Below are 19,519 nucleotides of genomic sequence, written 5' to 3' on the forward strand. Positions count from 1 at the left end.
ATGAGACCATGTCGACAACGCAGCAGCAACCCTGGGTGAAGAACTATCAGCCGGGCGTCCCGGCCGAGATCGAGCTCCCCACGGAGTCGCTCGTCGCGATGCTCGAGCGGTCCGTGATCGAGGCCGGTGACCACCCCGCACTCGAGTTCTTCGGGCGCCGCACGACGTACACCGAGCTCGGCGACCAGGTCGACCGGGTTGCGGAGGGTCTGCGGCACCTTGGGGTGCGAGCGGGAGACCGGGTGGCCCTGATCCTGCCGAACTGCCCTCAGCACGTCGTCGCCTTCTACGCGGTGCTGCGCCTGGGCGCCGTGGTGGTCGAGCACAACCCGCTGTACACCTCGCGGGAACTCCGCCACCAGTTCGAGGACCACCAGGCGCGCATCGTGATCGCCTGGGACAAGTCCGTCGCCTCCGTTCGCGCCTTCCCGCGCGACATCGAGATCGACCACATCGTGTCCGTGAACCTGCTCCTGGCGTTCCCGACCCTCAAGCGCCTCGCCCTGCACCTGCCGGTGAAGAAACTGCGCGAATCCCGCGAGGCCCTCACGATTGCCGCGCCGGGCACGATCTCGTGGAAGGAACTGCTCAGCCATGACCCGATCGATCCCGGGCATCCGCGCCCCTCGGTCGACGACCTCGCGGCCCTCCAGTACACCTCGGGCACCACGGGCCAGCCCAAGGGCGCCATGCTCACCCACTTCAACCTGTACTCCAACGCCCTGCAGGGCGAGGCATGGATGCACGGGGCCGAGTACCGCAAGGAGGTCTTCTACGCGATCCTGCCGATGTTCCACGCGTTCGGCATGACCCTGTACCTGACCTACGGCATCCGTAAGCAGGGTCTGCTCGTCTTGTTCCCCAAGTTCGACCCCAACTTGATCCTCGACGCCATGAAGAAGTCTCCCGCCACGGTGTATTGCGCGGTGCCGCCGATCTACGAGCGCACGGCCGTGGTGGCGAAGGAGCGCGGAATCTCGCTGCGGTCCTGCAAGTACTGCATCTCGGGTGCGATGAACCTGCCCGACCATGTCGTGGAACTGTGGGAGTCGGTGTCGGGCGGGCTGCTGGTGGAGGGCTATGGCATGACGGAGACGTCGCCGGTGGCCCTCGGCAACCCGTTCCACCCCACCCGCCGGCCCGGCACGGTCGGCGTGCCCTTTCCCTCCACGCTGATGAAGGTGGTCGACCTGGACGACCCCGCCGTGGAGGTGGTTCAGGGCCGGCCCGGAGAGCTGCTGCTGAAGGGCCCCCAGGTTTTCCAGGGCTACTGGAACAACCCCGAGGAGACCGCAAAGGCCCTCCTCCCCGGCGGCTGGCTGCGCACGGGGGACATCGTGACCGTCGACGCAGACGGCTTCACCACGATCGTGGACCGCGCCAAGGAACTCGTCATCACCGGTGGCTTCAACGTCTCGCCCTCGGAGGTCGAGGCGGTGCTGCGACTGCACACGGATGTCGTCGACGCCGCCGTCGTCGGCAAGGCTCTCGAACGCGGCGGGGAAATGGTCGTCGCGGCAGTCGAGCTGAAGCCCGGAGTGCCGCTCGATGAGGATTCATTGCGGGAGCACTGCCGCGAGCACCTCGCCGCCTACAAGATCCCGCGCCGGATCGTTTCGATCGAGGACATGCCCCGCTCCATGCTCGGCAAGATCCTGCGCAAGCAGGTGCGCGAGCAGGTTCTGCCGGGGCTCTGAGGCTGGGCCCGTTCGAGGGAAGCCCCGAGCGTTCGGGCCGTTTTTTCAGGGGGCACTAGCACTGGGGATGCTGTCGCTGCGGGCAGTGTCCCTTCCCTATGGCAGCGTATTGCACATGTCCATTTCACAGCCGCCAGCAGCCCCGGCACAGCAGACCCCCGTCCCGCCCCACGTCCCTGGAAGCCCGATGCCGGTGAAGAAGTCCGGCAACGGTCTCGGCCTCGCCGCTCTGATCGTCGGTCTCGTCGCGCTGCTGTTCGCGTTCATTCCGGCCATCAGCCTGGTGGCCGGCTTCATCGGCTTTGTTGGCCTGGTCCTCGGCGTCATCGCCATCTTCCGCAAAGGAAGGTCGAGGGGTGTCGCAATTTCCGGCACCGCTGTTTCGCTGATCTCCATCATCGTGGCGATCATCATGTCGATCGTCTATGCGGCGGCCTTCATCACCGCCGTCGATGACGCGATCCAGAGCGAATCCAGCGTGACGGAACCAGGCGTAGCCGCAGCCGACGACGCAGCGGAACCCGTCGAGGCGGGCGACGTGGGCACCCGTGCCAACCCGGCCCCCGTCGGTTCGACGGTGACCATTGAGGAGTTCGGCACCCCGACGTGGGAGGTCACGCTTGGTGCGGCCACGTTGAACGCGACGGATCAGGTGAAAGCTGCGAACGAGTTCAACCCGGACCCGGAGCCGGGAAATGCGTACGCGATCGTACCCGCTACTGTGAAGTACATCGGAGCGGAATCCGGCAACCCGAACTTCAGTCTCGACTTCACGTATGTGTCCTCGGATGGTCGGTCGTACGACGGCGGATTCGTCTCGATGGATGGGCAGCTTTCGGATGTCGCTGATCTCTATACGGATGCCACCGCAACCGCAAACGTAATCATCGAGGTGCCCGCGACCGGTCCGGAGGCCGGCCTGTGGGGCGTGTCCTACATCGGCGGCGATCCGGTCTTCCTCGCCGTGCAGTAGCTGGTTCGACACGGACTTCGAGGGAGGCCCGGCGGACCCGCGCCGGTATTCTGAGATGATGACGACGGCACCCGAGAACATTATGACGGATGCCCGGTTCACCCGCCTGCGCGCCGTGAACCTCGTCGTCGGCCTCCTCCTGCTGGCACAGGCCGTTCTGGTCTCCGTGGTCGTCCTGGCCCAGAGCGCCCCGGTGCTGCTGCCGGTCACGGCCGGCTTCCCCGGCGGGTCGGTGGATTCCCAGGCCGAACCGCAGGTCGTCGACCTGGCCGCCGTGAACCTCGGGGTAGCCGTCGCCATCCTGCTCGCCTTTTCCGGGTTCCTGCGCCTCGCCGCCGTGACCCCGACGTTCGCCGGCAGTTACCGGCGCGGTCTGGCCGCCGCACGCAACCCGCTGCGCTGGGTCGAGTACTCGCAGGTCTCCGCGATCACCGTGTTCCTGGTCGCCCAGCTCAACGGCGTCACGGAGGTGGGCACGCTGGTGGCGCTCTACGCCGTCACGGCCGGTGCCACGCTCTTCCTCGCCCTCACGGAGCGCGAACCGGCAGGCGGCTCGCTTCGGCCCTTCGTCTTCGGGGCCATGGTGGGCATCGTGCCGTGGGGAATCATCGCGTTCTATCAGATCGGCGCCGGAGTTCGCGGTGACGTGCCCGAACTTTTCGTGCGCACCGTCACCCTTTCGCTGCTCGCGGTGGCGGCCCTGGTCTGGACCAACGCGTGGCTCGGGCGGACAGGCGACGGCGCGTGGGCGCATCCGCACCGAGTGGAGATCGTCCAGATCGCCCTCGTCACGCTCGGCACCACGCTGCTGACCGGGCAGGTGCTGTGGGGCGTGCTGCTCTAGTTCGAGGCCTGGCCGGTAACGAGGCTCGTGGCGCAGGGTGTGGAAGTGGGCGCAGGGCAGAACGTGCGCCTGCTTCTACACGGTGCGCCGTGACCGATGCGGGCGCCGGGCCCAGGCGGGCTAGGTGAGCGCCCGGGCCACGTCCAGCCCGGAGCGCACGGCACGGGAGACCCCCGACGGATGCCCGTGCAGCCGCCCGAAACCGTCTCCCGCCACGAAAATGCCCGGCTGGTCCGCGCGGCGGGAGAACGTGGCATCAGGCACCGACTCCACCGCATTCGCGTACCGCCAGCGCTTGAGCTCCGAATCCACGACGGGCGCTCCGGGCAGCAGGCGGATCAGCTCGAACAGGAGCGCCGCCTGCGCGAATGTGGCGTCGGCTTCCCAGGTCGCCTCGGTCCACTGCGGGCTTGCGAAGACCTCGAGCCAGAGCTGGCCGGCGTCGTCCCGGTGCCTGACCCGAACCGCCTCGATGACGCCGTCGGGAGTCGACCGGCCCACGAGGTGACCCGGGAGATCACCCTGAGCGCCACCGTCGACGACGCAGAGCAGAACGGCCCGTTTGTCGTAGGTCACCTCGTGCAGCTCGGGAGCCACGAGAAGCCCGCTTCCGCGCAGGATCTTCACACTCTGCGGAACCGGTGCGGTGAGAACCACCGCCCGGCCGGCGAACGGTGCCCCGGAGCCGTGCGGCACCACGTGGATGAGCCCGGACTCCTGCACGACCAGGTGAGTGACGACGGTGCTCCGCAGCGTCGTGCCGGCCGCCCACCGCTTGGCGATGTCGCCCGCGGGCTCGTCGAAAGCCCCGTCCGCGCGGCCCTCGGTCACAGGCGTGAACCGGGCGCCCGTTCGGTGCATGATCTCCTGCGTCACCTCAGGGTCGTGGCTGCGAACCGTGTCGACGGACGGGTTCAGCAGCCGGCCGTCGAGGGGCCGGCTGGACAGTCGACCGCCCGGACGGGAGCCCTTGTCGAGGAGCAGCACCGAACGGCCGCGCTCCTGAAGGTTCTGGGCGACCGTCAGCCCGCACACACCGGCACCGACCACGACGACATCCCACGTTTGCATGTCTGGAGGCTAGTGCACGCAGTCGTACGCTTGTTCTTGTTGCCACCGCCGCCGACATCGGCACGGATGCAGCAGCTCGCCGACCATGAAGAGGAGTCCCGCATGAAGATCGTTGTCACAGGTGGAAGCGGAAAGCTCGGCCGGACCGTCGTGAAGTACCTTGTCGCCGAAGGTCACGAGGTGCTGAACCTCGACCGTGACGGTGCCCGCAGCCATGACCTGGTGGTCGTGGACCTCACAGACTACGGCCAGGTCGTCGACGCGGTCCTCGGTATTGACGACCGGCACAGCGGGTTCGACGCCATCGTGCACCTGGGCGCGATCCCGGCCCCTGGCCTGGTTCCCGACGTGGCCACGTTCCACAACAACATCCTCTCCACCTACAACGTTTTCCAGGCGGCCCGGCGTGCGGGCATCACGAAGCTGGTCTATGCGTCCAGCGAGACCGTGCTCGGTCTGCCGTTCGACATCGACCCGCCTTACATTCCCGTGGACGAGGAGTACCCGGCCCGCCCCGAGAGCACGTACTCGCTGGTGAAGCACCTCGAGGAGCAGATGGCGATCCAGCTCACCCGGTGGGATCCCGAACTGAGCATCACGGCCCTGCGCTTCTCCAACGTGAAGGACCCGGAGGACTACGCGGTCTTTCCCGCCTTCGACGCCGACGCCACCCTGCGCAAGTGGAACCTGTGGGGCTACATCGACGGCCGTGACGGCGCCCAGGCCGTGCTGCGGGCGCTGCAGAACGCGAAGCCGGGCTTCGAGACGTTCATCATCGCCGCCGCCGACACGGTGATGAGCCGGCCCAACGCCGAGCTGGCCGCCGAGGTCTTCCCCGGCGTCGAACTCCGGGAGGTCGGCGAGAACGACACCTTGCTCTCCATCGACAAGGCCCGACGGATGCTCGGCTACGCACCGGAGCACAGCTGGCGCGACCACGTGTAGCCATCGCCCGGAGGGAGCGGTAGAACTGTGGCATGACGACGACACCTCTCGTGCTGGGTCCCATGTTGCGGTACGTGGACACGGTTTCGGCGAGCATCTGGGTCGAGACCCGGGGCACGGCATCCGTCGGGGTCGACGCCGGGAACCGATCGTGGACGGCGCGGACCTTCGCCGTGCACGGCCACCATTACGCGCTGGTGCACGTCGACGGCCTGGGACCGGGCACCGTCACGCCCTACACCGTGTCAATCGACGGGGCACAGGTCTGGCCCCCGGCTGATTCGGTCTACCCGGCCTCCGTCATCACGACGCTGACGCCGGGCGCACCCCTACGGCTGTCTTTCGGATCCTGCCGCACCAGCGTGCCCCACGACAAGAAGGGCACGCGCACGCACGGGGTGGATGCCCTCAGGGCGTACGCCCTGCAGATGGCGGAGGGCGACGGAATCCTTTCCTGGCCGGACCTGATGCTGTTTCTCGGCGACCAGGTCTACGCCGACCTCACCAGTGAGGCGATGCAGGAGTTCATCCGCGATCGCCGCGACATCAGAGAGCCGCCCGGCGAAGAGCTGGCGGACTTCGAGGAATACGCGCACCTCTACAACCTGGCCTGGTCGGACACGGCGAACCGATGGCTGTTGGCCACCGTGCCCGTCGCGATGATCTTCGACGACCACGATGTGCGCGACGACTGGAATGCGTCGCTCAGCTGGAAGCGCCGGATGGAAGCCACGTCCTGGTGGCACGGACGGATCGTGGCCGGGCTGGCCTCGTACTGGGTCTACCAGCATCTGGGCAATCTCTCACCCGGGGAGCGTGCCCACGACGAGGTGTGGCAGGCAATCCAGACGCATGACGGCGCCGAAGAACTCGACCTCAGCTCGGTGCTCGACGGGTTCGCCGAGCGGTGCGACCGGGAGCCGACCACCTACCGGTGGAGCTATTGCCGCGACTTGGGTGAGGACCGACTGATCGTCCTCGACTCCCGCGCGGCGCGCGAACTCGATCCCCGGCGGCGGGCGCTGGTGGACGAGCAGGAGACGGCCTGGTTTGACGAACGGATGCAGGGCGGGTTCCGGCACCTGGTGGTGGCGACCTCCCTGCCGTTCCTGCTCCCACCGGGCGTGGCGGACATCATCACCGACGTCGCTGACGGCAAACGGGGCGCGGCTCCGCAGCCCGTGACGTTCCTGTCGGGCGACGTGCACTACTCCTACGTGTCGGAGTTGGACCGCACCTCGGGCAATCGCATCATCCAGGCCGTCTGTTCGCCGATTCGCAACCCGCTGCCCATCCTGTTGCGGTCCGTCTCCGCCGTCCTCTCCTATGGAATGTCCACCCGGCTGAGCGCGCTGCTGTCCCGGTCGGTGGGGGTTCCTCCTCCGCCGTTCCACTGGTCGGGCATCATCGGGCCCTGGTTCGACAACTGCCTGGCGACCGTCGCCGACACCCCCGATGGGCTGCGGCTCTCCTGGGCGTCCGGAGTCGTCGATGGCGGTGATCCGGCTCACCCGACCGTCACGGAACGCGCCGCGATCACGGTGGCACCGCGCCGCGACGCAACGCTCGGCCGATGAAAGTTGTATTCGGTATTGAGGGCCGGTAGCTGGTTGGTGCACCTAGAGCGCCAGCAGCTGCGGTCCGCCCGGTGAGCCCACGCTGAGGCCGGCCCACGACACGAGGGTCCAACCGTCTTCGGGAGAGCCGGACAACTCGACCATCCCCGTGTTCTCGAGGTCGGTCGTGCCCGCGAACAGGGGCGACACATTGCTGGCGCGGGCCGCGGTCCACACGCGGATCGCCGCGCCGTGGCTGAACACCGCCGCCGTGTCGGCACCGGCGGCGGCAGACGCGATATCGGCGTCGAACCGGGAGAAGAAGCTGTTCCCGTCCAGGCCTTCAGGCATCCTGGCTGTCAGGTCCCCGGTGACCCAGGTCAGCACGGTTTCAAAATAGGTGCGAATGGATGCCCGGTCGCTGAGTCCCTCGAGCGCGCCCGCTTCGATCTCGTGCAGCCCGGTGGCCACCTGAACGTCGAGCTGCAACGCGGTCGCCAGCGGCTCGGCCGTGAGCTGGGTGCGTACGAGCGTCGACGCGAAGATGACGTCGATGGACTCGAGGCGCAGGGCATCCGGAATCACCGAGGCCTGCCGGGACCCGAGCTCGGTCAGGCCGGGACCGGGGTGAGCGGTGTCGAGCTGGCCGAGCACATTCGCGGGCGTCTGGCCGTGGCGGATCAGGAAGAGTCGCATTATGCCCCCAGCATAGGCATCGCGGTCGGCGAGCGTCCGCAGGGTGAGGTCTTCGCAGCCGAGGGTGACAGCATGGGGGGAGCAGGCAGTGCATCCACGAGAGGGAGAAACCCCATGACGATCGTCAAAATCAACGCCATCACGGTACCCGGCGACAACGGCGACGAGCTGGCTCGCCGGTTCGCCGCCCGAGCCGGTGCGGTCGACGACCGACCGGGTTTCGAGGGTTTCGAACTGCTCAAGCCCACGGATGACCGCAGCACCTGGCTGGTCGTCACCCGCTGGGCCGACGAAGAGTCCTTCCAGGCCTGGCTGACCTCGCCGTCCTTCGCGCAGGGTCACCGCGGCGACGACCCCACCGATGGTGCGGCGCCGGCGCGGCCCGTGGGCATCAGCAGCGAGCTGTGGTCCTACGAGATCGCCGGCGGCTCGACGGCCTGACGCAGTCGCGTCCGCTGCGGTGCCCGAGGCCACGGCGCGTAACACGCAGCCGCGCGGCGAGAGGCCCGGTTAAGCTGGGCCGATGAGCGAACCCCGTGCACACGACGCCACGCAATTCGACGCCGTGCGCCCGGTCCGGTCCCTGGCTCTGCTCGATGCGTTGGCCATCCGGGTCGTCATCGCCGACGGCGCCATGGGCACCATGCTGCAGGAGCACAATCCCACCCTCCTGGACTACCAGCAGCTCGAGGGCTGCAACGAGATCCTCAACGTCAGCCGGCCCGACATGATCGAAGCCATCCACGATGCCTACCTCGAGACCGGCATCGACGCGGTGGAGAGCAACACCTTCGGCGCGAACTGTCGAACCTCTCGGACTACGGGATCGAAGACCGCATCGAAGAGCTCGCCCGGCTGGGAGCGGAAATCGCCCGCCGGAGCGTGGAGGCCTTCGAGGCCCGTGACGGCCGAATGCGCTGGGTGCTCGGCTCGATGGGCCCCGGCACGAAACTGCCCAGCCTCGGCCACACCACCTACGCCCACCTCAAGGCGACGTTCGCCGAACAGGCGCACGGTCTCATCCGCGGCGGCGCCGACGCCTTCCTGATCGAGACCTCCCAGGACCTGCTGCAGACCAAGTCCGCGGTGAACGGGTGTAAGCAGGCGATCGCTGAGACGGGCATCCGGCTGCCGATCTTCGCCCTGGTCACGGTCGAGACCACCGGCACCATGCTGATGGGCAGCGAAATCGGCGCGGCGCTCACGGCCCTGGAGCCGCTCGGCATCGACGCCATCGGCCTCAACTGCGCCACCGGCCCGACCGAGATGAGCGAGCACCTCCGCCACCTCTCCAAGTATTCGCCTGTGCCCGTGATGTGCATGCCCAACGCCGGCCTGCTCCAGTTGACCGCCACCGGTGCGAGCTACCCGCTCACCCCCGAACAGCTGGCCACGGCGCACGAATAGTTCGTCAAGGAGTTCGGGCTGGGCCTGGTCGGCGGATGCTGCGGCACCACGCCCGCGCACATGACCGCCGTGGTCGAAAGGTTGCGTAGTGTCACGGTGAAACCCCGCACCCTCGAACAGGACGCGGGTGTCGCGAGTCTGTACCAGCACGTCAGTTTCGACCAGGACAGCGCATTTTTGGCCATTGGAGAGCGTACCAACGCCAATGGATCGCGCGCTTTTCGTGATGCCATGCTTGCTGAAAACTGGGACGACTGCGTCGACATCGCCCGCAGCCAGGTGCGTGACGGCGCTCACCTGCTCGACGTCTGCATCGACTACGTCGGTCGCGATGGAGTCGCCGACATGAAGCAGGTCCTCTCCCGACTGGCCGGCGCCTCGACCCTGCCGCTCGTCGTCGACTCCACTGAGCCGGCCGTGCTGCAGGCCGGCATGGAACTCATCGGTGGGCGTCCGGTCGTGAACTCGGTCAACTTCGAAGACGGCGAGGGGCCCACGTCGCGGTTCGGCCGCATCATGCCGCTGGTCAAGGAGCACGGCGCGGCCGTGATCGCCCTGACCATCGACGAGGAGGGCCAGGCCCGCACCGCCGAACACAAGGTGCGCATCGCCACCCGTCTGGTGGACACCCTCGTGAGCACCTGGGGCATGCGGGTCGAGGACATCATCGTCGACGCGTTGACCTTTCCCATCGCGACCGGCCAGGAAGAAACCCGTCGCGATGGCATCGAGACCATCGACGCGATTCGCCAGATCAAGGCGAAGTATCCCGGCATCCACACGACGCTCGGCGTCTCGAACGTGTCCTTCGGGCTCAACCCCGCGGCCCGCTCGGTGCTCAACTCGGTCTTTCTGCACGAAGCCACGGAGGCGGGCCTCGACTCGGCCATCGTGAACTCGGCCAAAATCGTGCCGCTCGCTTCGGTGCCCGCCGACCGCCGCAAGGTGGCGCTCGACCTGGTCTGGGACCGCCGCGAATACGACGCCGAGGGCACCCTCACCTACGACCCGTTGGTGGCCCTGCTCGACCTGTTCGCCGGCGTCGACTCCGCCGCCCTGAAAGACGAGCGCGCCGACGAGCTCGCCGCCCTGCCGGTGGGCGAACGCCTGGAACGACGCATCATCGACGGTGAGGTCAAGGGGCTCGAGGCTGACCTCGCCCGTGCCGGGGGGTTGAGCGCCCTCGATATTGTCAACGTGCACCTGCTCGTTGGCATGCAGGTCGTCGGTGCCCGGTTCGGCAGCGGCGAGATGCAGCTGCCGTTCGTGCTGCAATCCGCCGAGGTGATGAAAGCCGCCGTGGCCCTGCTCGAGCGGCACATGGAGAAATCTGAAGCGGCCGGCAAGGGCACGATCGTGCTCGGCACCGTACGCGGTGATGTGCACGACATCGGCAAGAACCTCGTCGACATCATCCTCACCAACAACGGCTACGACGTGATCAATATCGGCATCAAGCAGCCGATTGCCGAGTTCATCCGGGTCGCCGAGGAGAACAACGCCGATGTCATCGGTATGAGCGGGCTGCTCGTGAAGTCCACGGTGGTCATGAAAGAGAACCTGCTCGAGCTCGAGTCCCGCGGTTTCGCCGACAAATGGCCGATTCTGCTCGGCGGCGCGGCCCTCACCCGCTGCTACGTCGAGGAGGACCTTGCCGCATCGTTCGACGGCACGGTGCGCTACGCGCGGGATGCCTTCGAGCGCTTGGCATTGATGGAACCGCTGGTCGCCGTCGCGCGGGGCGCCGACCCGGCATCCGTGAGTCTGCCGCCGCTCAAAAAGCGCATCCACAAGCGCAGCCTGCTCACCGTCACGGAGCCGGACGCCATGCCCGCCCGCTCCGATGTGGTCGCCAACAACCCCGTGCCCATTCCGCCGTTCTGGGGCACCCGCATCGTCAAGGGGATCGCGCTGGCCGAGTACTCCGCGTTCCTCGACGAGCGGGCCACGTTCATGGGGCAGTGGGGTCTGAAGCCCAGCCGCGGCGACGGCAAGAGCTACCAGCATCTGGTGGAAACCGAGGGCCGACCCCGGCTGCGCTACTGGCTCGACCGCATCCTCTCCGAGGGTATGCTCGACGCCTCCGTCGCCTACGGCTACTTCCCGGCCTACAGCGAGGGCAACGACCTCGTCGTGCTGCACCACGGCGACGACCTGTCGGGCGTGCTGGGGGTCGCCGGCCTGCTCGCCCCCGACGGCGGCTCCGGCGGCCCCGTGGGTTCCGAACGCCTGCGATTCGTTTTCCCCCGGCAGCGGCGCGACCGGCACCTGTGCCTGGCGGACTTCCTTCGCCCACGCGAATCCGGCCAGACGGATGTCGTCGCCCTTCAGCTGGTCACGGGCGGAGCCAACGTCGACACGGTCACGGCGAAGCTCTTTGCCGAGAACAAGTACCGTGACTACATGGAGCTCAACGGGCTGACCATGCAGCTCACCGAGGCGCTGGCCGAATACTGGCACTCCCGGGTGCGGGAGGAGCTCGGCCTGGGTGCCGAAGACCCGGCCGAACTGGCCGGCATGTTCAAGCTCGAGTACCGCGGCGCCCGGTTCTCGCTGGGCTACCCGGCCTGCCCCGAGATGGAGGACCGCCGTACGGTGGTTGAACTGCTCAGGCCCGAGCGGATGGGTGTGGTGCTGTCGGAGGAGCTGCAGCTGCACCCGGAGCAGTCGACGGATGCGTTCGTGTTCCACCACCCGGAAGCGAAGTACTTCTCGGTGTAGCCGGTTCGGCCTGGGGTGGTCGGGTGGCCCTGCCCGGCCGGCCCAGCTTCGCTCGCCGGAGCGCGGCCAGTGCGGCCGGGCCCACCAGCACGATCCCGACCGTCGTGGTGATGGCGCGCACGGTGTCCCAGGTGAGGGTCGACGTCACGAGCGTGTACAGGGCGAAGGAGGCGAGGTTCTCGCCGAGCGGGGCATCGGCCGCATAGGAGATGTCGGTGCCCGAGCCCACCGCGAACGGCCAGAACCAGAGGTTCATCACCAGTCCGAAGAGGTAGGACGCCACGATGCCGTAGGCCACGAGCATCGCGATCTCGAGGCGGGCCGCGCCGATAGGTGCGGAACGGATGCGCGGCAGCAGCGCCGCCCCGGCTCCCACCCAGCCGCAGGCGAACATCTGGAACGGGGTCCACGGGCCGAATCCACCCCACAGGGCCGAGGACACCGCGATGGTGAGCAGGCCGAGCAGGAACCCGAAGCGGGCCCCGTAGGCGCGACCGGCCAGGATCAGCAGGATGAACACAGCCTCGACGCCGCCGACGCCGGTGCCCGCGATGCGCACGGCGGCGCCGACCGCGGAGAGCACCCCCAGCAGGGCCACGGTCTTGGCCGTGTACATCTCCCCGTCGAGGGTGAGCGCGAGGGCCACGATCAGGGCCGGCACGAGCGCGAAGGCCACGACCGGCGCGGCCGCCTGGGCGTTCTCCGGCAGCGCCGAGGCGAAGAACGGCCAGGCGAAGCCGGCGGCGGCGAGGATACTGCCGCCGCCGAGCACCCAGGCGGTCCAGCCCGTCCCGCCGGTGCGCCTCATGACCGCACCGGTTCCGGTTCGGTGAGCAGGCCGGCGGCCATGATGACCGTCTTCGTCGCCAGGGAGCGGGCGAAGTCGCGGTCGTGGGTGGCGAACAGGACCGCCGACGTGTCACTCGAGGCGCGCACTAGCGCGGCGGCGACGAGCGCCCGGGCCTGTGGATCGAGGCCGCGCGTCGGTTCGTCCACCAGCAGCACCCGCGGCTCGGCGGCCAGCTGGATGGCCATCACGAGGCAGAGGCGTTCGCCGGCCGAGAGGTCCCGCGGATGCCGCCGCATCAGGTGCGCCGCCTCCGCCACGGTGCCGAGCCCGAGCAGGTTCGCGAACCGGAGCGCGGTCCCGATCCCGGTTCTCCTCCCGGCCGGGGTCTTCAGCCGGCGGTCGGCCCGGCGGCACTCCTCGGCCACCGTGACGGCGAAGAGTAGATCGTCGAAATTCTCCGGTACCAGGGCCACGGCCGTGCGGCGGTATCGGGGGCGCAGCTGCGCCACGTCCCGCCCGGCCACGAGTACGCTGCCTCGCGTCGCCGAGAGGGCGATCGCGCGCAGCAGGCTGCTCTTGCCCGCGCCGTTCCGACCCTCGAGCGCCACCAGGTCGCCCGCGTAGAGGTCCAGCGACACATCGTCGACCGCCCGCTCGCTCCCGTGCAGGACCGTGAGGTGACGGATACTCGCGAGCGGTCCCGCAGGCCCGGTGCCGGGGGTGGTCAGGGTGCTCTGACCCTGCTGTGCCGCCCGCTGTGCCGCCTGCTGTGCCGCGACCAGCGCACTCGGCCGCTCGCCCGGGCCGAGCGCATGCACGCGCGCACCGCGGAGCTCGAGCCAGGCATCCGCCGCATTCGACCACTCCCGGGTGTTGTGCTCGGCGACCACGACGCAGACCTGGGTCTCGTGGGCCAGGCGGTCGAGCACCTGCACCACCCGCTCCCGGGCCGGGGTGTCGAGATCGGCCAGAGGCTCGTCCACGAGCAGCAGGATCGGCTGGTCGACCAGGGCGGCGCCGATGGCGACGAGACTGGCCTCGCCCGCCGAGAGCTCCGAGGTGCCGCGGCCGAGCAGATGCTCGATCCCCAGCCGCTCGGCCACCTCGCGCACCCGCTGCTCCACGAGGACCGGTGCGATGCCGCGCACCGCGAGGGCGAAGCCGATCTCGTCCGGCACGGTTTCGGCCACGAAGGAGAGCCGCACGTTCTGGGTGACAAGTCCGACGAAGCCGGCCGTTTCGCGCGGGGGAGTGGCGGCGCGATCGGCGCCGCCCACCTCGATCGAGCCGTGCTGGGTGCCATCGGCGAAGTGCTGGAAGAGACCGCTCATGCTGTGCAGCAGGCTGGTCTTTCCCGATCCGGTCGGACCGACGATCACGGTCAGCGTGCCGGGAGCGAGGTCGAGGGTGAGTCCCTCGAGGTGCCAGCGCTCACCCTCGAAGCCAAGTGCGGCATCCGTCATCACGACCGGCTTCTCACACCCGCCGGCTGCCGCCCGGGTGGCGGCGAACCCGCGGGACTCCATGGACGCAGCAAGGCCGAGCGCCCGTTCCACGGTCTGCTCGAAGACCGGCACCAGCAGGGCCGGTGCCGACCGTTCGCCGCGCAACGCACCGGCCGTGCGCACCCGGCGCACCGCGTCGATCAGTGCCGGGAACGTCGCCCAGGCGATCACGAGCGACCGCGACAGGGCGCGCAGCGGGCCCCGGTTAGCGCCGCGGGCGAAGAAGCGGCGCACGTCGACGAGCGCGTTGAGCACACCGAACCCGAGGATCACCAGAGCGAAGGGCAGCGCGCTCAGGGCGGCATTGCCGAGGCCTCCGGTCGTGACGGGCCCGAACAGCGCAATGTGGTTGAACGGCCCATCGAGCGGCAGGCGCGGGAGGTCGAGCAGCAACAGGCCACCGCCGGATGCCCCGCCGAAGGCCACCCGGTAGATCACGCGGATGCCCACGAACGCTCCGGCGAGCAACGCCGCCGAGCGCAGGGGGGAAAACCGGAAGCGCAGCACTAGCTTCCGGGGGTGGGCGTCTCGGTGCCGGTCGTGAAGACAAGGCCGACGGACTGGCCTGGTTCCAGTTCGAGGCTGCCGAGGCCCTCCTCGGCGTACTCCCACTCCGCGTCGGCGGTGGGCTTGACCCAGAGCGCCCAGTAAGCGGCGGCGGCGGGCATGGACGCGCAGGATTCGGTGAACGGGGTTTCGCCGGCCACGTCGATGGTTTCGTCGGCGGCCGGGCGGCCACTTACGCGGCAGACCACCTGGTCGCCCCACTCCGCGGTGCCCTCGGTTGCCACACCGGCGGTCTCCAGGACCGTGCTGGCCGCGATCGTCTCGGCGGTGGCGGTGGCGACGCAATCCCTGATCTCGGGGGCGTCGAGCGCGCCGAAGTCGACGACGACGCTCACGCCGGCACAGGCCCCGTCGGCCGGAGCGGCGGTGGCGGAGGCGGTGGCGGTGGCGGAGGAGGCGGCGGGGGTGGTGTCGGTCTCGGGTGCGCCGGTGGTGCATCCGCTCAAGGCCAGCGCTCCCACCAGGATCAGGGTGGCCAGTGCTGTCAGCTTCATGTGCTCCAGAATACCGAGCGGCGGGTGAAGTCTGGTTTCTGTCACGCGCCGAGACGGGGGCACCGAGTGTTCACCGGGCCGACACCGGCTGGAGACCGGGAGACCTCCGGGCGTCAGCTTGAGGCTCATAGATTCGATGGCGTTGTACCTACCCCCTATGAAGGAGTCGCGCCTTGCGCAAGAAGATCGTTGTCTTTGCCCTTACCGCCACCGCCACTGCCACCGCAGTCGTCGGCATCGCCCCTGCCGCGCTCGCCGCGACCGGCCCGTTCGATTTCGTGCCTCTCGCCGGTTCCGCCTACGGCATGGGCAGCACCGACTGGACCCAGCCGTACCTGCTCCCGGAGGGTTTCACCCAGACCCTCGTGCACGACGAAACCGTGCTCGACGTCTACCCCGGCGTGGACGACCTGCATGACATGAATACCCAGAACGAGACCGGTGCCCAGGCCGGCCGCTACCTCTACAACACCTACGAGGTCGGCTCGAACGGTGCCGTCTCTGTGACCGACCTGAAGACCGGTGCGGTCAGCGTCATCGCGCAGCGCGCGGACTGGAACCGTCTCGACGGCATCCGCTGGACTCCCTGGGGCAGCCTCCTCGTCACGGAAGAGACCACCGGCGGCAAGGTCTTCGAACTGTTCTTCGCGAAGAACGACCCGACCACGGTCGAGCGTATCGAGGAGCGCACCGAGCTCGGAGCCCAACGTCACGAGGGCATCGACGTCACGGCCGACGGGTCCGTCATCGTCATCGACGAACTCAATGGCGGCTCAATCTTCAAGTTCGTGCCGACCGTTCGCGGCGACCTCTCCCAGGGCCAGATGCACGCCCTCAAGATCACCGGGCTGACGGATGCCGCTCAAAAGTGGAACCAGACCACGTTCACCGAGAAGGTGGGCGCCTTCGAATGGGTGGCCCTCGACCAGGCGCAGGTGCGCGTCGACGCGGATGCCGCGGCCAACGCGGTGAGCGCCACCGAATTCGGTCGCCCGGAAGACGTCGAGGTCATCGGCCAGACCCTGTACGTGGCCAACACGTCCGAGGAGCGCGTGGTCGCTATCGACCTCTCGAAGCTCACCGTCAGTAGCTTCGTCGAGGCCGGCGTGAACGTGCCGGTCGAGGACAAGGCCGCCGGGGTCAGCGGGTTCAACAACCCGGACAACCTTGCAGAGGGCCCCGATGGCGCCCTCTGGATCACGGAAGACAACAGTTTCAGCGACATCTTCCGGGCCGAAAAAGACCGGGACCACGACGGAGCGTCCGACAGCGTCGAGCTCTTCGCCTCGCTGACGGATGAAGGCGCCGAGACCACCGGGATCTACTTCGGCAAGAACCCGAAGGAGCTGTTCGCTACGGTGCAGCACCCCGACAAGGACCTCGCCGACGGCATCTGGAAGATCACGCGCGACTAGCCCCACCCCGGCGGCAGGCTCCTGCCGCGCCGAGGTCAGCCGCGCGAGGCCGTCGAGCATGGTCTTGCTGGGGGCTCGGTGCTCCGATCCGGCGGCGTCAGCTCCCGGCTGACCTCCCGGTAGCCTGCCTCCACCTCCCGCATCCGGTCGACGGACGTGCGTCCACGCACCATCAGGGAGGTTTCGACGTCGAGTGCAGGGCCTTCACCTCCGGAAAGCCGCGAAGGGCGTGGATCACCTTCGTGTTCGCGCGCCCCTCAACCTCGATCAGGGTGATCGCCCAAATCGAGTTCGGGTCGCGGTCCTCCCTGATCCGCACGCCGAAACCCACGACGGTTCCCGAATCGGTCAGCCTCTCGAGCCTGCTGTCGACCGTGGACCGGGTGACACCGAGGTCGCGGGCGAGGCTGGCCACGGGCTCGCGGCGTTCACGCGGAGGGCGGAGAGCAGGCGGCGGTCGAGTCATCAAGGGGATACATTGCACATAGTGTATGTATCCAGCCGGCATAATGCATAGTCACCTGGGCAGAATGCGGCAATAATCGAATGGCGGCTGCACATTGCCCACGCATAGTGTTGTAACCCTGAACGAGGGGAGACGCGCGTGGTGCGCTTTGTAGACGTAGGAAACATCAACCGGTGGGCCGCCGCGACCGGTGTGGAACGCATCCTCACCGACATGGTCGAGTACCTCGAGCGGGACTTCCGCCGCTGGCCTACCTTCGACAAGGCACCGCGCGTGGCCAGCCACTCACCGCTCGGCGTGATCGAACTCATGCCCACGAGCGACGGCGTCACCTACGGCTTCAAGTACGTCAACGGCCATCCGTCGAACCCGTCGCGCGGCCTGCAGACCGTCACCGCCTTCGGCGTCCTCGCCGACGTGCAGAGCGGCTACCCCACGTTCTGGTCCGAGATGACCGTGCTCACGGCCTTCCGCACCGCCGCGACCTCGGCCATGGTCGCCCGCGCGCTGGCCCGCTCCGACGCCCACACCATGGCCATGATCGGCACGGGCACCCAGTCGGAGTTCCAGGCGCTCGCCTTTCGCGGGCTCCTCGGCATCAACCGGCTCCGCGTCTGGGACACCGATCCCGATGCCCTCGCCAAATTCGTGCGCAACCTGACTCCGCTCGGTTTCGAGATCCTGGTCGCCACCGGGGCGACGGATGCCGTGACGGGTGCCGACATCATCACGACCTGCACCGCGGACAAGGCGAATGCCACCGTACTCACCGACGCCATGGTCGGCCCCGGCGTGCACATCAACGCCATCGGCGGCGACTGCCCGGGCAAGACGGAGCTCGACGCGGGCATCCTGCACCGCGCCGACGTCTTCGTGGAATTCACCGCGCAGACCCGTATCGAGGGCGAAATCCAGCAGATGCACCCCGAATTCCCGGTCACCGAGATCTGGCAGGTGCTCCTCGGCGAGGCCGCCGGCCGCACCTCGGCAGCGCAGATCACGGTCTTCGACTCCGTAGGCTTCGCCATCGAGGACTTCTCGGCGCTCCGCTTCCTGCAGGATGCCGTCGACCAGACCTCGTTCTACACCGACATCGACCTCGTCGCCGACCCCGATGACCCGAAAGACCTCTTCGGTCTGGTCACCGCGGGCGCGCCCGTCCTCGTCTGACCCCGGTGTCCGTGCAGGCCCCGTCGGCCGTGGTGCTCATCCGGCCACATTTCTTCTCGCCGAACCCCGAGACGGCCCATGACAACGCTTTCCAGTCACGGGACGCCGGGCACGACGCCGCCCTGGTGGCCGAGGCCGCCTACGCCGAGGTGACCCAGGTAGCAGGCACCCTGGAGGCGCAGGGCATCGCGGTGCACCTGTTCGATGACGACGGGCCGGGCCGCCCCGACAGCGTGTTCCCCAACAACTGGATCTCGACCCACGCCGGGGGTCACGTGGCGCTCTATCCGATGCACGCGCCGAACCGGCGCACCGAGCGTCGGGGTGACATCGTCGAGATGCTCAAGCAGCGCTACCGCGTGCAGGATGTCGTCGACTACTCCGGTCTCGAACTTGACGACGTCTTCCTCGAGGGAACCGGCGCCATGGTTCTCGACCATGCGGCGCGCATCGCCTATGTGGCCCGGTCGCGGCGGGCCGACCCGATCGCGCTCGAACGGTTCTGCACCAACTTCGGCTACGAGCCCATCGTCTTCGACGCGTCTGACGAGAACGGCACGCCGATCTACCACACCAACGTCATGATGTGCATCGCCACGGACTTTGCCCTGGTCGGTCTCGACCTGATCGAGTCGCCGGCCCGGCGCAGCCACGTCGTGGAGCGCCTGGCCGCGCAGGATCGTCAGGTGATCGCCCTCGACCGCGATCAGATCCGCAACTACGCCGGCAACGCGATCGAACTGCACGGCCGGAACGGACGGATGCTGGCGCTCTCCCGCCGCGCCCTCGGCAGTCTGACTGCCGAGCAGCGCCGGATCATCGAGCAGAGCTGCGCGATCCTGCCGCTTGACGTGCCCACGATCGAACTCGCCGGCGGCTCAGTGCGGTGCATGCTCGCCGGGATCCACCTCGACCGTCGTGCTGCGCTCACCTCTCAGGCGGCCGCTGCCGCCTGAGAGCTCAGGCGTTCCACGCTAGAGGCGTTCGTCCGGATGGATGCTCCTGGTTGCAGCCCGGCGGTTGCGTCCGCGAAACCAGTCCGTGGGGTGCACCTTCGGGAGGATCTTCGCAACCGCGAGTGCGGCGAACATGACCGTATTGATGGCGACGAACGCCGCAAGGATGGCGAATTCGTCCGATTGAAGCACCGTTGACGGAAGGAGGATTCCGACCGGAACCAGGGCGGGGAGAGCACCAACCAT

At 68.3% G+C, this 19,519-nt stretch carries 16 protein-coding genes and 1 pseudogene; 10 read left to right on the forward strand and 7 right to left on the reverse strand.

The genetic code is table 11. From position 1 onward, the window contains the following. Positions 1–8: 8 nt before the first annotated feature. From E3O18_RS06845 to heR, 3 genes are all read left to right on the forward strand, one after another. Positions 9–1,697 carry a long-chain-fatty-acid--CoA ligase gene (locus E3O18_RS06845; protein WP_134394538.1) on the forward strand — a complete coding sequence of 563 codons (1,689 nt, stop codon included), beginning with the start codon at positions 9–11 and terminating at the stop codon, positions 1,695–1,697. 115 nt (positions 1,698–1,812) lie between these two features. After that, positions 1,813–2,670, forward strand: coding sequence for a hypothetical protein (locus E3O18_RS06850; protein ID WP_134417776.1), 858 nt, complete (start codon positions 1,813–1,815; stop codon positions 2,668–2,670). A 58-nt stretch (positions 2,671–2,728) separates the two neighbouring features. Beyond that, complete coding sequence (gene heR, locus E3O18_RS06855; protein ID WP_134417777.1) at positions 2,729–3,514, forward strand: heliorhodopsin HeR; 786 nt, start codon at positions 2,729–2,731, stop codon at positions 3,512–3,514. Between the two features lie 120 nt (positions 3,515–3,634). On the opposite strand, the gene E3O18_RS06860 is transcribed toward heR, so the two are convergent. Continuing rightward, complete coding sequence (locus tag E3O18_RS06860) at positions 3,635–4,585, reverse strand: FAD-dependent oxidoreductase (RefSeq protein ID WP_134417779.1); 951 nt, start codon at positions 4,583–4,585, stop codon at positions 3,635–3,637. Positions 4,586–4,687: 102 nt separating this feature from the next. Between E3O18_RS06860 and E3O18_RS06865 the strand changes: the two genes are divergently transcribed. Further along, on the forward strand, positions 4,688–5,530 hold the full coding sequence (locus tag E3O18_RS06865) for an NAD(P)-dependent oxidoreductase (protein WP_134394534.1): 843 nt from the start codon (positions 4,688–4,690) through the stop codon (positions 5,528–5,530). Between the two features lie 32 nt (positions 5,531–5,562). Then, positions 5,563–7,107, forward strand: coding sequence for an alkaline phosphatase D family protein (locus E3O18_RS06870; protein ID WP_134417780.1), 1,545 nt, complete (start codon positions 5,563–5,565; stop codon positions 7,105–7,107). A gap of 42 nt (positions 7,108–7,149) precedes the next feature. Here E3O18_RS06870 and E3O18_RS06875 read toward each other — a convergent pair whose 3' ends face one another. Next, positions 7,150–7,782: a histidine phosphatase family protein gene (locus tag E3O18_RS06875; protein WP_134417781.1), complete on the reverse strand. Its 633-nt coding sequence runs from the start codon at positions 7,780–7,782 to the stop codon at positions 7,150–7,152. A 114-nt stretch (positions 7,783–7,896) separates the two neighbouring features. Between E3O18_RS06875 and E3O18_RS06880 the strand changes: the two genes are divergently transcribed. Both E3O18_RS06880 and metH read left to right on the forward strand, forming a co-directional pair. Beyond that, the gene (locus tag E3O18_RS06880; protein ID WP_134394531.1) at positions 7,897–8,223 is read left to right on the forward strand and encodes an antibiotic biosynthesis monooxygenase family protein; all 327 of its coding nucleotides are present in this window, start codon (positions 7,897–7,899) and stop codon (positions 8,221–8,223) included. Between the two features lie 82 nt (positions 8,224–8,305). Then, positions 8,306–11,910, forward strand: a pseudogene (gene metH, locus E3O18_RS06885) (methionine synthase). Here the strand turns inward: metH and E3O18_RS16500 are convergent. Genes E3O18_RS16500 through E3O18_RS16765 form a run of 3 tightly spaced genes read right to left on the reverse strand, consistent with a single transcriptional unit; the run spans position 11,798 to position 15,266 of the window. Further along, positions 11,798–12,718 carry an ECF transporter S component gene (locus tag E3O18_RS16500; RefSeq protein ID WP_241978134.1) on the reverse strand — a complete coding sequence of 307 codons (921 nt, stop codon included), beginning with the start codon at positions 12,716–12,718 and terminating at the stop codon, positions 11,798–11,800. The pseudogene metH and the gene E3O18_RS16500 sit on opposite strands and share 113 nt — an antisense overlap. Next, positions 12,715–14,712 (reverse strand): ATP-binding cassette domain-containing protein, encoded by a 1,998-nt coding sequence (locus tag E3O18_RS06890; protein ID WP_241978135.1) that lies wholly within the window; start codon positions 14,710–14,712, stop codon positions 12,715–12,717. Before E3O18_RS06890 ends, E3O18_RS16500 begins: the two co-directional genes overlap by 4 nt. Next, positions 14,712–15,266: a hypothetical protein gene (locus E3O18_RS16765; protein WP_134417782.1), complete on the reverse strand. Its 555-nt coding sequence runs from the start codon at positions 15,264–15,266 to the stop codon at positions 14,712–14,714. The genes E3O18_RS06890 and E3O18_RS16765 overlap by 1 nt, the downstream gene beginning before the upstream one ends. 173 nt (positions 15,267–15,439) lie before the next feature. Here E3O18_RS16765 and E3O18_RS06900 point away from each other — a divergent pair, with 173 nt between their 5' ends. Next, a complete protein-coding gene (locus E3O18_RS06900; protein WP_241978136.1) occupies positions 15,440–16,681 on the forward strand; it encodes an alkaline phosphatase PhoX in 1,242 nt (413 codons plus the stop codon). A gap of 172 nt (positions 16,682–16,853) precedes the next feature. Here E3O18_RS06900 and E3O18_RS06905 read toward each other — a convergent pair whose 3' ends face one another. Next, the gene (locus E3O18_RS06905) at positions 16,854–17,147 is read right to left on the reverse strand and encodes an Lrp/AsnC family transcriptional regulator (protein ID WP_134417783.1); all 294 of its coding nucleotides are present in this window, start codon (positions 17,145–17,147) and stop codon (positions 16,854–16,856) included. Positions 17,148–17,285: 138 nt separating this feature from the next. Between E3O18_RS06905 and E3O18_RS06910 the strand changes: the two genes are divergently transcribed. Both E3O18_RS06910 and E3O18_RS06915 read left to right on the forward strand, forming a co-directional pair. Next, positions 17,286–18,317: an ornithine cyclodeaminase gene (locus E3O18_RS06910; RefSeq protein ID WP_134417785.1), complete on the forward strand. Its 1,032-nt coding sequence runs from the start codon at positions 17,286–17,288 to the stop codon at positions 18,315–18,317. Positions 18,318–18,322: 5 nt separating this feature from the next. Continuing rightward, complete coding sequence (locus E3O18_RS06915) at positions 18,323–19,273, forward strand: arginine deiminase-related protein (RefSeq protein ID WP_198410622.1); 951 nt, start codon at positions 18,323–18,325, stop codon at positions 19,271–19,273. Positions 19,274–19,291: 18 nt separating this feature from the next. Here E3O18_RS06915 and E3O18_RS06920 read toward each other — a convergent pair whose 3' ends face one another. Beyond that, on the reverse strand, positions 19,292–19,519 hold the full coding sequence (locus E3O18_RS06920; protein ID WP_134398216.1) for a hypothetical protein: 228 nt from the start codon (positions 19,517–19,519) through the stop codon (positions 19,292–19,294).

The sequence above is a fragment of the Cryobacterium sp. TMT2-42-4 genome, assembly GCF_004402645.1.
Lineage (GTDB): Bacteria > Actinomycetota > Actinomycetes > Actinomycetales > Microbacteriaceae > Cryobacterium > Cryobacterium sandaracinum.

Bases quoted from the DNA above. Each gene is read 5' to 3' on its own strand.
- E3O18_RS06845 (WP_134394538.1), top strand. From the start codon at position 9: ATGTCGACAACGCAGCAGCAACCCTGGGTGAAGAACTATCAGCCGGGC.
- E3O18_RS06850 (WP_134417776.1), top strand. From the start codon at position 1,813: ATGTCCATTTCACAGCCGCCAGCAGCCCCGGCACAGCAGACCCCCGTC.
- heR (WP_134417777.1), top strand. From the start codon at position 2,729: ATGACGACGGCACCCGAGAACATTATGACGGATGCCCGGTTCACCCGC.
- E3O18_RS06860 (WP_134417779.1), bottom strand. From the start codon at position 4,585: ATGCAAACGTGGGATGTCGTCGTGGTCGGTGCCGGTGTGTGCGGGCTG.
- E3O18_RS06865 (WP_134394534.1), top strand. From the start codon at position 4,688: ATGAAGATCGTTGTCACAGGTGGAAGCGGAAAGCTCGGCCGGACCGTC.
- E3O18_RS06870 (WP_134417780.1), top strand. From the start codon at position 5,563: ATGACGACGACACCTCTCGTGCTGGGTCCCATGTTGCGGTACGTGGAC.
- E3O18_RS06875 (WP_134417781.1), bottom strand. From the start codon at position 7,782: ATGCGACTCTTCCTGATCCGCCACGGCCAGACGCCCGCGAATGTGCTC.
- E3O18_RS06880 (WP_134394531.1), top strand. From the start codon at position 7,897: ATGACGATCGTCAAAATCAACGCCATCACGGTACCCGGCGACAACGGC.
- E3O18_RS16500 (WP_241978134.1), bottom strand. From the start codon at position 12,718: ATGAGGCGCACCGGCGGGACGGGCTGGACCGCCTGGGTGCTCGGCGGC.
- E3O18_RS16765 (WP_134417782.1), bottom strand. From the start codon at position 15,266: ATGAAGCTGACAGCACTGGCCACCCTGATCCTGGTGGGAGCGCTGGCC.
- E3O18_RS06905 (WP_134417783.1), bottom strand. From the start codon at position 17,147: ATGACTCGACCGCCGCCTGCTCTCCGCCCTCCGCGTGAACGCCGCGAG.
- E3O18_RS06920 (WP_134398216.1), bottom strand. From the start codon at position 19,519: ATGGTTGGTGCTCTCCCCGCCCTGGTTCCGGTCGGAATCCTCCTTCCG.